At 47.4% G+C, this 13,410-nt stretch carries 10 protein-coding genes; 3 read left to right on the top strand and 7 right to left on the bottom strand.

Annotated features, from left to right (window positions below; translation table 11 throughout):
* Positions 1–17 precede the first annotated feature (17 nt).
* Both HYN48_RS12045 and HYN48_RS12040 read left to right on the top strand, forming a co-directional pair.
* A complete protein-coding gene (locus HYN48_RS12045; RefSeq protein ID WP_146171775.1) occupies positions 18–1,853 on the top strand; it encodes a T9SS type A sorting domain-containing protein in 1,836 nt (611 codons plus the stop codon).
* Positions 1,854–1,983: 130 nt separating this feature from the next.
* Complete coding sequence (locus HYN48_RS12040; protein ID WP_108372043.1) at positions 1,984–3,651, top strand: T9SS-dependent choice-of-anchor J family protein; 1,668 nt, start codon at positions 1,984–1,986, stop codon at positions 3,649–3,651.
* Positions 3,652–3,931: 280 nt separating this feature from the next.
* On the opposite strand, the gene HYN48_RS12035 is transcribed toward HYN48_RS12040, so the two are convergent.
* The 4 genes from HYN48_RS12035 to HYN48_RS12020 are packed head-to-tail and all read right to left on the bottom strand — an operon-like array spanning position 3,932 to position 9,958.
* Complete coding sequence (locus tag HYN48_RS12035; RefSeq protein WP_342747846.1) at positions 3,932–4,558, bottom strand: alpha-ketoglutarate-dependent dioxygenase AlkB family protein; 627 nt, start codon at positions 4,556–4,558, stop codon at positions 3,932–3,934.
* Between the two features lie 14 nt (positions 4,559–4,572).
* Positions 4,573–7,758, bottom strand: coding sequence for an error-prone DNA polymerase (locus HYN48_RS12030; protein ID WP_108372041.1), 3,186 nt, complete (start codon positions 7,756–7,758; stop codon positions 4,573–4,575).
* Complete coding sequence (locus HYN48_RS12025; protein ID WP_108372039.1) at positions 7,755–9,248, bottom strand: Y-family DNA polymerase; 1,494 nt, start codon at positions 9,246–9,248, stop codon at positions 7,755–7,757. The genes HYN48_RS12030 and HYN48_RS12025 overlap by 4 nt, the downstream gene beginning before the upstream one ends.
* Positions 9,248–9,958, bottom strand: coding sequence for an ImuA family protein (locus tag HYN48_RS12020; protein ID WP_219909586.1), 711 nt, complete (start codon positions 9,956–9,958; stop codon positions 9,248–9,250). The genes HYN48_RS12025 and HYN48_RS12020 overlap by 1 nt, the downstream gene beginning before the upstream one ends.
* Positions 9,959–10,068: 110 nt before the next feature.
* Between HYN48_RS12020 and HYN48_RS12015 the strand changes: the two genes are divergently transcribed.
* Positions 10,069–10,848 (top strand): XRE family transcriptional regulator, encoded by a 780-nt coding sequence (locus HYN48_RS12015; protein ID WP_108372035.1) that lies wholly within the window; start codon positions 10,069–10,071, stop codon positions 10,846–10,848.
* Positions 10,849–11,289: 441 nt separating this feature from the next.
* Here the strand turns inward: HYN48_RS12015 and HYN48_RS12010 are convergent, their stop codons facing one another.
* From HYN48_RS12010 to HYN48_RS12000, 3 genes are all read right to left on the bottom strand, one after another.
* Positions 11,290–11,865, bottom strand: coding sequence for an ATPase (locus tag HYN48_RS12010; protein ID WP_108372033.1), 576 nt, complete (start codon positions 11,863–11,865; stop codon positions 11,290–11,292).
* A 128-nt stretch (positions 11,866–11,993) separates the two neighbouring features.
* Positions 11,994–13,127, bottom strand: coding sequence for a M50 family metallopeptidase (locus HYN48_RS12005; protein ID WP_108372031.1), 1,134 nt, complete (start codon positions 13,125–13,127; stop codon positions 11,994–11,996).
* Between the two features lie 18 nt (positions 13,128–13,145).
* Positions 13,146–13,409, bottom strand: a complete 264-nt coding sequence (locus HYN48_RS12000; protein ID WP_108372030.1) for a hypothetical protein — start codon at positions 13,407–13,409, stop codon at positions 13,146–13,148.
* Position 13,410: the final 1 nt, after the last annotated feature.

Below are 13,410 nucleotides of genomic sequence, written 5' to 3'. Positions count from 1 at the left end.
ATCAAACCAAAGTATTTATGATTAAAAAATTACTTGCACCCGCTTTTTTGTTTCTTATTGGTCTCGGAGCCAGTGCCCAGATTGGCACCTATCCGTCAACAGAGAGTTTTGATGCCGTGTTTACAGAAGGCCAGGACGTGGTTTTCATCCCGAACTGGACTGGAAACAGGGTAAATCCCACCGCAACCGCGACGCGCATTTACCGCGACGAAACCGATTTTAATTCTGCACCGGCAGCGATGAGTATCATCCCCACCGCCGCATTTACAGGAAACGTAACGGTGAGCCTCGACATGACCTCGATCAGCTCGCTCAATGTCGGTTTTGCAGCCAAGGCAATGGCAAACGGAAATGGCAGCAGGAATACGGTACTTGAAATGGAAGCTTCGATCGACGGTGGCGCTACCTGGATCGGAAACCGGGAGGTCCTGTCGCTACCGAATGAGGACCAGGCTGACTTTCAGCAGTATAATTACATTCTACCCCTGGCCGCTGCAAACCAACCCAGCGTGCTGCTGCACTTTCTGGTGTCGCGTGGCACCGACGGAACCGGCACACCGGCAAGGATTGTCATTGATGACGTGGTATTTTCTGAAAATACAGCCACCGTCCTGGAAACAGATGTGACGGCGCTGGCATTTTCGCAATTGCAGGGAACACCTTCCGCAACGCAACCCGTACAGGTCAATGCAGGCAATCTTACCGGCGATATCAACATCGTTGCCACAACAGATTTTGAAATTTCGTTGCAGCCCGATGCGGGTTTTACCGATACCATTACGCTCCCTGAAACTGCCGATTTCCTTGGGCCCGTCGCAATCTACGTGAGACTCAATGCTGCGGCTGCCGGTTCTTACACAGGGACGGTAACGATCTCATCACCCGGAGCAGCGTCGCGCATAGTGGATTTATCGGGGACGGCAACAGCTGTCACGGTAACAAATCCTGCACCGCTGGTACTTCCCGGGCCGATCGGTAGTGCGGTCCTGGAATCCTGGGATGCGTCGTCGCCGGCAGGTAGTTTCCCGGATCATATGGCCTTCTGGACACACAATGTGAATGATCCCGGGCTTGACGTTTCGTATATCGACGACTGGCATTGCCCTTATGATCTTAGCAACCGGGCCAGGTTCATTGGGCAGGGTGCCGACGGCATTTCTTTTGTAAGCGCGGCAAATTCGCAGTTTACAGGCGTTTGTGACGGTTCAGATCCGACACAAAGCAGCGGTGAGACCATCGCCGCCGGTAAACCCGGAGCCATTGTCCTTTCGCTGGAGACCTTATCATTACAGACCGGTAACCCAAATCAGGTGAATGATGATATTGTGGTGGTGGAATGGACGGCACGCACCATAGCCCAAAACAGCAGGATTTATGGATTGCGGATGCAGTACCGCATAGGCGACGGCAACGGAAATCCAAATGCCGGCTGGACAGAATTTGCAAATCCACAGGATTATATAGTTGGAGAAACCGGGACTTCCGAGACAAGGTTTACGGATTTGCCTTCGGACTGTATCGGCCAGCCGCTTGTTCAGGTTCGTTGGGTGTATTACTACATCAGCGGAACGGGCGCACGGCCTAACCTGGGCCTTGACGACGTGCGGGTCACTGTGATTACACTGCTCGACACCCCGGAACTGGAGCATCGTAAAGCCTTCGGTTTCTATCCGAATCCTGCAACCGCCAATACGATTTTCTTTAACGCTCCTTCAGACGTAACCGTATCTGATGTTTCAGGAAAAATTATTAAGACCGCCGCAAATGCGTCGACATTGTATGTCGGGGATTTAAATCCGGGGTTGTACTTCATCAGCAATAATGAAGGCAAAGTCTTGAAAATGATCCGATAAGTAGCGTCGTATATATTCAAAGCCGGGTGATTTTTCCCCGGCTTTTTTTATGCCCATTTCCCTGGTCCGGGAGGTAAATTGGCAGCGGCACTATTTTATTTAGTATGTTTGTCTGCGCAATCCCTATCCAATGCAAAGACATATTTCATTTTTCATCCTGATTTTGCTGTCAGGATTCAGGGCCTGTTTGGTGCAGGCACAATCTTCCATCCTCGAGCAGACATTGCTCACCCAGGAAAGTTTCAACACATTTACTGCCGTGAGCGTGAGTGGTTCCCAGACCTGGAATTTCAATGCATCATACGGTGCGGTCTGCAGCGGATATGTATCCGGCCAGAATTTTGAAAATGAGGATTGGCTTATCAGCCCGGCTATGGATTTATCGCAGGCCGATAACGTGAAGCTGTCATTTGAACATACCCGCGGCAGTGCCGCCGTCATGAACCTGGGCGTGGCTGAAGGAAGGTATAAAGTTTTTGCTACCGATAATTTCACGGGAGATCCTTTGACGACCGCATGGGTCGAACTCGACGGACTCAACCAGAACCTGACCTCGGCCTGGCAATACATCCCTTCGGGCGAACTGTTTATCCCGGCAGCCGCAAAGTCGGCAACGTCGCGCATCGCTTTCCGCTACCTCAGTCCGGCCACCCCGGGCGCTACCTGGGAGGTGAAGAATGTCAAAGTCATCGGTCAGCCACAGGAGGGCACCGGATCGGCGATCTTTAAAATAACCAACTGGAATGCGGAATGGCTGGGCTGCACAACTTTCGGACCGACAGACGAAACCCTCCAAATCAGTAATGTTGCCACGGCGATGCTCCTGATGAATTCCGACCTGTATTGCCTGCAGGAAATCACCAATACGCAGGCCACACCGGTGCTGGAAACGCTGGTATCGCTTATGGGCACTGACGTATGGGAAGCCAGGATTATACCCGCTGTCACTGACGAATGCGACCAAAGACAGGCGATTGTCTATAAAAAGGAGCGCGTGCAATACATTGGCGGAAATCTGCTTAACAACGGCATCGCCGCGCAGGGGAATTCCTACTATTACAACTGGGCCAGCGGGCGCTATCCCGCTTTGTACAACCTGAATCTGATCGCAGGAAATGATGTGGTTCCGGTATCGATTGTAAACATCCATGCCAAATCAGAAGATGGCAACGCCATGAGTTACACCAGGCGCCTTGGGGGTTCAGAGGCGCTGAAAGCCATCCTTGACGGCGTGGCCTACAATTCAAGAAACCTGATGATTATTGGCGATTTCAATGACTACCTGAATGGGACATCAAGCGTGGCCTGCAGCTGTGCCGATTCGCCGTATAAGAATTTCGTTGACGACGCATCACACTACACTGGCATTACGGCCAATCTGACTACTAACAATCATCCGGTGATTGAAAACACGATGATTTCGGATGAGCTCGCAGCCCATTACATTCCGGGCAGTGCCGCCAGGGAAGTCTCGGTCACACAGGCCATCGGCAATTATTCCAATACCACTTCAGACCATTATCCGATCAGTACGATGTTTGACTTTACGGCATTGGGCGTACAGCAACCTGATCTGATTGACAGTAAATTTGTGATTTATCCCAACCCGGCATCTTCGCAAATCACAATCGCCGGCGCGGCGGCAGGGGCGCTTCCGGTTGCCATTTACGATTTCACAGGGCGGCAGATCCGCGTGCAGCAACTCGCCCAAAACAAGATTGACGTCAGTGGATTGCCAACTGGTGTCTATATCCTGAGGGCAGGGAAGCAGTATGCGAAATTTGTGAAGCGCCGCTAATGAGCGCTTTGAATCAACCAAACCGAATTTGCGAATGCTCCAGTTTTATGAAACAAAGAAGCCCGTTCTCTGACAACATTGATTTCAAGGTAGCAATCATGGAAGGGTGCGGCGGCGTCTGCGGATCCGAAATCGCAGAAAAAGCCTGAATCCTTCGATTTTTAACGCGGTCAGGCGATTCGAAGTGATGCGATGGGTGAATCTTTAAATTCAATTGGTAGCTTACCATTTCAACGTTGGACATAGATGGAATTATCGGTCAATCCACTATTAATGGTATTTAACGATTTAGCTGTCGAAAAGTCAGGTTGATTCGGGGTAAGATTTTTTTTGTTGTTTTTGGAATCTGATGTTCCCAGAAATTATTTGTTTTCCCGGCCATCAACAGGAGCGAACCGTGGTGCAGAGGGATCTCGACCCAGGGTAGCTCCTTACGGGTTTTGTGACGCAAACGGAAGATACGCGTCTCTCCAAATGTTACCGAGGCGATGATGGGGTTTGGGCCGGATTTACCGGTATGGTCGCAATGCCAGGCCACGCTGTCATTCCCATTACGGTATAGATTTAGCAGGACCGCGTTGAATTTCGCATTGAGCTCATTTTCTACACGCAGCCGAATGGTTTTTAAATCATCGCTGAGTTCGGGCATCGCGGTTTCCGACCCTGTGTCCTGCTTGTCTTCAAACCACGCAATCATTCGTGGCGCGGTGACGATTTTGTCATACATAGGCATTTCGTATTCACGCCAATGGGTTTGCTGCAGTAAATTACGGTAATAACAGTCGGATTCATCCTTATTGAAAAAGCGATCAATGAGCATCACATCTGCATCGGGAAGGTCGAATATTTTTTTTCCACCGGTTCCCGTGCTGAATATCTCGGTATCATCGAATAGGGTCAATATCATGGTAGTTTTTTTATTTATTTGAAATTCCTGCCTTTGTAAAACACTTCTTCCGTGCCACTTTGTTTTTCATCCCCTCGGGACAATGTGGAAAGGGCAGATGCTACATTCGGTGCTTCGGTCATGCCACGAAGCAATGTTGAAAGGTTAAAGCAGCGGTTCACCACTACATGGATCACTTCACCCTCAATCTGCAATTTCCCTTCAACCATCAGCAGCCGCGCCTGCACGATTTCCCTGCGGTGCGCCTCGAAAATTTTAGCCCAGACGACCAGGTTTGCAAAACCGCTTTCATCCTCTATGGTTACGAAAAGCACGCCTTTGGCAGTACCTGGCCTTTGGCGTACAGTTATGAGTCCGGCTACCTTGATCTTGTCTCCGTTTTTCATATTGGAGAGTTTGCCGCTTGGCGTTACGCCCAGGCTATTCAACTGCGGACGTATGAAATGTACCGGATGGGCTTTCAACGATAAACCGGTAGTGGCATAATCCTCGACTACGTGTGCCGCTTCTGTCAGGAATGGCAATGTAAGTTGCGGCTCATTGATACTTTCCGAAGGCTGGCCCTCGAACATTCCGACAGGGCTGTCGGTCAATGCGGACACTTCCCATAAGGCACGCCTGCGGTCAAGACCGATTGAGCGGAATGCATCGGCATCGGCAAGTTTTTCGAGCGTAGCCATAGGTATTCCGATATCGAGCAAAGTATTCACCGAGGTGAACAGTTTTTCCCTTCCGGCAACCAATAACTGCATATCGTCGGCTGATAAGCCTTTTACCTGCCTGAAGCCTAAACGAATGGCATAGTATTTCCCCGATTTCTGTTCTAATGTATTGTCCCAATCCGAATAATTGATATCGACGGGCTTTACCGTAATCCCGTGGTTTCGCGCATCAATTACGATCTGTGCCGGCTGATAAAATCCCATCGGCATACTGTTGAGCAAGGCTGTGGCGAATACATCGGGATAATAGTATTTGATCCAGGACGACACATAAACCAGCAACGCAAAGCTTGCCGCATGGCTCTCGGGAAATCCGTATGAGCCGAAACCTTCCAATTGACGGAAGACGCGCTTTGCAAAATCTTCTTCATAGCCTTTCTTTATCATGCCCTGGACAAGTTTCCTTTCCCAATCGCTGACCTTTCCTTTGGCCTTGAATGTTGCCATACTGCGGCGCAATCCGTCAGCCTCTGCTGGTGTGAAACCAGCGGCAACAATCGCGATTTCCATTGCCTGTTCCTGAAACAGTGGTACGCCGAGCGTGCGCCCTAAGATTTCCCGAAGTTCCTCACTCGGAAAATCGATTAAACTGGGGTCACTACGTCTTTTAAGATACGGATGCACCATGTCGCCCTGTATCGGCCCGGGCCTTACGATAGCCACTTCAATAACCAAATCGTAAAAGCATTTCGGCTTCAGCCTGGGGAGCATAGACATCTGGGCACGGCTCTCGATCTGGAACACGCCGAGCGTATCGGCATGCTGGATCATCTCGTACACGGCGGGATCGTCTTCTTTATTGATTTCAGCTAAAGTCAGGTTCAGCCCATAATGCTGCTTACATAAATCAAATGCCTTTCGGATGCAGGTCAGCATACCCAAGGCCAGGACATCGACCTTTAAAAATCCCAATGCCTCGATGTCGTCTTTGTTCCATTCGATGTTGGTGCGGTCTTCCATGCGCGCATTGAGTATCGGGCATAGGTCGGAAAGCCTGTCCTGCGTAATGATAAAACCGCCCGTATGCTGCCCGAGCTGGCGCGGGAAACCGACATATTGCTTTGTCAATTCTATCACCTTTATCAAATGCGGATCGGACAAATTAAAGCCTTCGGAAGTGATACGGTTTTCATCAAGTGCGTCACGGAATTCCCAGATCGTGGCGGCAAGCTTGTCTACCGCATCCGCAGATAATCCCATGGCTTTTGCCACATCGCGAATCGCGCCTTTCCAATGCACCTGTGTTACCGTTGCAACAATGGCCGCGCGGTCACGTCCATATTTCTCATAAATGTATTGGATCACTTCTTCGCGGCGCTCATGCTCAAAATCGACATCGATATCAGGCGGCTCGTTGCGTGCATCAGACATGAAACGGGCGAACAGCAGCTTAAATTTGGAAGGATCAACCGAGGTAATTCCGAGGCAATAGCAAACCACGGAATTGGCCGCCGAGCCACGGCCCTGGCATAATATGTCTCGGTCACGCGCAAAACGGACGAAATCATAAACCGTCAAAAAGTAAGCAGCATAATTTTTCCGCTCCATGAATTCAAGCTCATAGCGGATTGTCTCGGCAATCTTTTCAGGGATATTATCGTTAAACTTTTCATTGGCTCCCTGCCAGGTCAGCATCTCGAGTTCCTGTTGGGGGGTTCGACCCTCTGAAGTAATCTCTTCGGGATAGACATATTTCAGGCTGTCGAGCGAAAACCGACAGGAATCCGCAATTTCCCGTGCCTTTTCCAATGCTTCCGGATATTGCCGAAACAACCTTTGCATTTCATCTTCGGATTTGAGGTAGCGTTCCGCATTTTGGTAAAGCCGGAATCCAGCTGCCTGTATGGTACATTTTTCACGGATGCAGGTCAGTACATCCTGAAGCTCCCGGCGTTCGGGTATATGGTAATGCACATCGTTGGTTGCCGCGAGCGGTATGTCCAGCGATTGGGAAAGCTGCCAGAGCCGATGCATGCGCTTGTTATCATTTGAGTGGTAGGAGCGGCTGATACCGAGGTAAAGCGCATCACCCAGCTTTTCATGATATTCCTGCAATGTGGATTTGAAAATATCGTCGAAATCGAAGTGTTCATTCAGAGACAGCGGTGCCAGTGCAATAAACTTTAATCCTTCGGCATATTGGTACACATCGGCTTTATACAAATGGCATTCCCCTTTTTCAGCGCGCAGGTTGCCGGCTGAAAGCAGGCCGGACAGCCTTGCATAGGCGTCCTTGTCTGTAGGATATGCCAGTAAAGGCGAGCCGTCGAGCAGTTCCAGATGGCAACCGATAATCAGGCGGATTTCCTCCTTTTTTGCAGCAACATGTGCGCGTACGACTCCCGCCAGTGTATTCCGATCTGTAATGGCAATTGCTTTATAACCAAGGCATGCTGCCTGTGCTACGAATTCGTTTGGATGCGAACCGCCGCGAAGGAAGCTGAAATTGGTGGTCACCTGTAGTTCTGTATAGCTCATGCGAAAAAACCGTGTATAAACCATTCAGGACGACCGGCATCATAGGGGCCGGAGCGGAACAACCAATAGCGCGATCCGTTTTCGTCCTCTATGCAATAATAATCCCTGTACAATCCTTTCGATTGCCACCATTCCTGTTCGATGCGTTCAGGACCGTCTGATTTGGCGACATGATGCAATACTCCCTTATACCTGAACAGCATCGGCGGATAATCAGGAAGGACTGCCGTTACCTCAATCGGCTCCGGTTTTGATAAAAGGAGGATTGGCCTTGGCCAATCGGTGCGCCATTTTACCATGGGTTTTTCCCATAACGGGGAGGCCTGTACTACCGACCGTTCCGGCCAGTAACGTTCTGCAGGGAGGTATCGGCTTACTGAACCTGCGCCTGCTTTTGCCGTTACCCGGTCAAGCAGTTCCGCCACCTTTTTATCATTCTGGCACGATGCGCTCCAGATTGCGGCCTGCTCATTGGTTACCGGTTCCACTTTTGGCGCTTCAAGTAAAAAAGTCTCAAAACCCAGATCAGGCTGCAGCATGGCAATCTTAGTTTCGAAAAGTTTGAAAAGATGTATGGGATTGCGTGACGGATAGCCTGTACCGATCTCAATCTGCTGGATGTCACCGTCAACGCGATAGGCGCGGAAAACCGCTTTGCGCAAACCGATGCCTTCGGCTTCAAAACGGATGCAGAGGGTTTCGAGTAATTGTTGCAATGCCATCGTAATGCCTTTGGGTGTGGGAATGGGTTCGAGGCTGCAAAGCTTTTCCTGATAGGGCTCTATTGGCTTTACAGGCAGGATGATTTCGGTTACCTGACCTAAAGCCTGCCCAATCCGTAAAGGCAATGAAGGTCCGAAACGACGTCGTAAAGCGGGAAGTGGCATGCCGATAAAACTGTCAATCCGCTGCAATCCCAATTTCCTCAAACGCGCTAGGACTTCCGGTTCCAGGCGGAGTGCAGCAGGCGGCAATTCTTTTAATGCCGTACCTTGTGCGCCAGAGCTGACGATAGCCTGCGCCTTACCGAAACGGGCTACTGCCCAGGCTGTACCTATCGTATCGGCAATGGCTATGCGGACGGTATAGCCAAATCCATTCAGTTTTTCACGGATGCTTTCAAGATAAGCCAATTCGCCACCACGATAACGTGTACAGCCCGTAATGTCAAGCATCAAACCTTCCGGCATATCCACGGCTGTAAACGGTGTATAGGCAATACACCACTCGGCCAGTGCCTGCAATATTTTTTCCGTTTTTCCGGGTTCGGATTCCAATACTTCCAATTCGGGAAAAATGGCTTTGCAGTCTGCCAGTACCATACCTGAACGAATACCCTGGCGCGCCGCCGTTTCGCTGACCGATTTTACCAGCATACGGCCACGCTCTCGCGCAGTAAGTACGAAAGGCATGTCACGGAATTCCGGCCGCCTGCGCACCGTATATTCCGTAAGCAGATAAGGAAACCATATGGAGGCATATCTTGGCATTATCCTGCGTTTCGTGCGTGTTGTGTTTGTGCTGAAAACTGTTTTTCTACAAGAGGGCGGAAGCATCCTCCTGCCCAGGTTACGGGCCATGAATGGGGGCTGCCGTTCCGGACCTTAAGCAATTGTACATCCCAGCAACTGTGCCCTAAACCGGGGAGGCCTTCTTCGGGACTGCTGGCCAGCGGTGTGATTTTCCAGCGTGCCGTACAGGCAGTAGCATTTTCGGCAAATGGCCTGAAACGATGGATGAAAGCCGTGACACCACTTTGTTCAACCGCCAGTTGCAGCCGCCTTGATTCTGTAAATCCGAGTTCTTTTACTTCTCCTATAACAGCAGTAAGGGCTTCGCATTTCAACGCCTCCTCAATGGTCCATAATGTGTCTTTAGGCTTCAGCACCTTAATAAAAATCATCCTGTCGGGCTCAATTCCAAATTGCTTTAAGGCCGGCGGAAAAATCATCTTTTCTTTGGCGATCCAAAGGCAGAGGCTGCCGGGCTTCATAAAGCTGCCCGCGAGCGCAGAGATGAAACCGCTTGTTGAAGCCGCTTCGACAGGTTCGTAACTGATGAACTCATGAATCGCACCCGTTGGAAAAACATTCCCGGGAAAAGCAGAAGAAAATGGCATCAGGCCATCCGTGACAGGCTCTTCCGGCATCTTTCCAAACCCCTGCATGGCGTTGATTTTGGCCTGGAGTGCTTTTACCATTTCCCTTTTTTGTTCAGCCTGCATATTGTTCAGATAAATATTTATGCAAAGTAAGGAATATAATTACCAAATATGTTTATATTTGTTGTGAATAATATTACCATTAACATATGTCTATATTTTCAGATAACCTTAGGTACCTTCGGGTAAAGCATGGATTAACCCAGCAAAAAATTGCTGATATATTATTGATCCCGCGTGAACGCTATGCTAAATATGAGGGGATGACGGATCCGCCATTGGATTGCCTGCAGAAGATTTCGAGATATTACCATGTCAGTATTGACCTGCTATTGTCGTTTGATATCCGGCAGGTTCCTTACGAAGATTTAATCAAATTGGAGGATAACAGGATTTTGCTTCCTATGGCCGTGGACAGCTTTGGTGAAAATAAGATTGAAATTATTCCGGCCAGGGCACAAGCCGGTTATCTTAGCGGTTATTCCGATCCTGAATTTATTGAGGGGCTGCAGCACATTTCCCTGCCTTTTTTGAGGAATGGCAAATACAGGGCATTCCCTGTTACCGGGGATTCCATGCCGCCGCATAAAGAGGGCTCGTTTATTGTAGGGCAGTATATTGAGCGGCTTACCGATGTCATTGATGGGAAGACGTATATACTGATTACAAAGAATGACGGAATTGCCTATAAGCGACTTAAGAAAAACAGTGCAAGCTCACTCACGGCACAATCAGATAATACGATTTATGAGCCGTATGAAGTGAAGGCTTCTGAAGTATTGGAGATATGGCAGTATGCCTGTAGTATTGCGACACAGGAATTTGAGCAGGATGATTTCGGGGTTATGAGCGTTAAGGATGTACTGCAGGGTATCAGGCAGGATTTTTCAGCGTTGAGAAATGAATTTGCAGGCAGAAAGGTACAATAGCGGTTTAATCAGCCGCGGTTTCCTTAATTAATTACAAATTCATTCCTTAAGGGCTGGCTTTCCGACGTATCGTCATTCGACTTTGGTATGCATGAATTAACGCATTTTTGTTGGAATATTTTTTATGAGTTGCGTCCGGCGGCTTCACGTCAGTTACGGCATTTGGAACTGAGTACTCTCGGCGTGGACAAAACGAAGTTATGGAAAACGCGGTTACATTTTACAAGAGACGTAGCAATTAGCTTCGCTCCGTTCGGCCTTTGGCCTCGGGTGCGTGAAACCGCTGTTATGAGAAGTGCTAAGGTTTTACTCGCGTTATTTTATTATCTTTTAGAATGACAAGATCGCTATTCATTCTCTTTTTGAACTCGATGAGTTTTTCATAGACCTTGTCCATTCCCGCTACAATTTTTGCCTGGTTTGTTGTTCGCTTATGAGTTTTCATTTGTAATAGCTTTTTAGTTTGTCAAACTTTTGTTCGTTCAAAATATTGATTTCCGCGTCAAAAATCTTTTCGGCAATTAGATCATGTTTTCCCTCGGAGTTATCAAAAATCAAAACTTCGTCAACAATTGAAATATAAATGTCGAACAAATTTTTGATTCCGGCAATGTATCGCCGATTTATAACATCAGTCTCAATGTTATGTCCGCCTTCGGCAACTCTCGTTTTCACACGTTCTATTGCCAAATCGGGAGTCTGCAGCCAAAAGAAAAGCAAAGTGATATTGTAATTTTTTGCTTTGGCTTCTATGATTTTTGATTTGTAACTTTTGGTTGCCAAAGTGGTTTCAAAAGCGAAATTTTCATTTCCTTCCAAAAGTTCGTTGATTCTTCGAAGCATAATTCTTCCTGCTTCAAAAGAAACTTTTTCAGGTTGAAAAGGGGAAAGGCCTTTAGCAATTTCGTCAGCATTGACAAATTCTTTACAATCTAAAATTTCAGGCAAAATTGTAAAAGAAGCTGTTGTTTTTCCAGCTCCGTTGCAACCAGCAATTATGTAAAGATTTTTTTCCACGCCCAAAGATACCAATTTGGATCATACGTTGAGCGTCATCTTCGCACCGCGGAAGCATTTCTCCTAACAGAAATGTATCTGTAAGCGATCAGATGTGATTGGGTACAATCGGCGCTATTCCGTACTTTTTATTCGGGCTCAGATGTACTGTTTTTTAATTGATTTAGTTTTTCTTTTAGTGCGATACCCAGGCCCTTATCAATCATATTTGAAATTTCTCTTTCAGCTGCCGCTACTTTCGTAATGGTTAAATGTTTGTCATTTTTTAAAAGCGCGATTGCCGCTTCGGTTGCAAAAGTCTGTGCTTTTGGAATTAAAGCAGCCGGCTCAAACGTATTCCAATACTTAGTAGCTTGCTCAAGGTCTTTTTTTGCGAAAGCGTAAAAGAAAGCGGCATCAAGCCACACTATATTTCGGACTCCTTTAGGGATGGATTCAATCTCATTGATATAATCCATTAAATGTTTTTCTGCTTTTTCCAGGTTTCCTTTGTCAAATTCAGCTTGGTGGAAGAAGCTATGAAGATAGACTTTAAATGATGCTTTTATTTTTTCAGAAAGAATGAATGCCTCATTGAGCTCGTTGATGTCAATTTCTTTGGGTCGAATCCCCGCAGAAGCACTAGTTATTAATTTCAAAATAAGTAATTCAAATCGCGCTGTTTCCCCTCCTCTCAATAACCGAAGCACCCGGGCGCCATCTGATGAAAAGCCATTGGCTCTCATTGGTAATGCGGTTGTTATAAAAATAATTAAAGAAAGCACCGCCATTATATAAAGTGAATTTCTAAAAACTTCAATAGGTGTCGTAGATGATGGTATAATACTATACAGACCGTAAGCCAGCAGAGTCAGTCCCAGACTTGCCAGTGGACCACCAGCTGCATAAACAGAAAATCGTTTGGTAAGGTTTTCGGTTCCCATAGGAATACATATCACTAAACCGCCAGCGGTATTCACATTTTTATTCCATTTAAACTGCCATTTATCAGTTTCCTTTTCCCACATGAATGGCCCAACGATGTATGTTTTGAAATGAAATTTCATCGAGACACCAGCGAGTGCGTGACCCGCTTCATGTATAGCTATTACAATAAAAAATGTAGGAATAAAAAGCAGTATTAATGCAATGAATGACAATTTTGACATACCGGATGAAGCGGCTATGCCCACTTTGGCAGCAAAAAAACCCATACCGCCGAAAACAATAACTATGACAATTGATCTTAGGATTAAAACTAATTGTGGTTTTTTAATTTTCATATAAAATTTAAAATCAAATTATCTATCTCCGATACCAATTCCCAGTCCAAATAACAGCCCAACGATACCCAGATGAGCAAAAAGCCATATTTTTTGCCATAGTGGACGTCGGGGCCATGATTGCTCCGGATTGAAAGGATCAAAAGCTAACGCAATACCGAGCGTTGCAGCGGAATCCACATAAGCATGTTTGGCAAAAAACTGATATCCAGCCAAAGCGATGAATAAAAAATACAGTACTTTGTTGAAGGGGGTAACCGACTTGATTTTATTATTCTCCATT

Source organism: Flavobacterium magnum (assembly GCF_003055625.1).
GTDB lineage: Bacteria > Bacteroidota > Bacteroidia > Flavobacteriales > Flavobacteriaceae > Flavobacterium > Flavobacterium magnum.
Note: the sequence above shows the minus strand (reverse complement) of the source record. Positions and strands in the feature narration are given on the sequence as shown.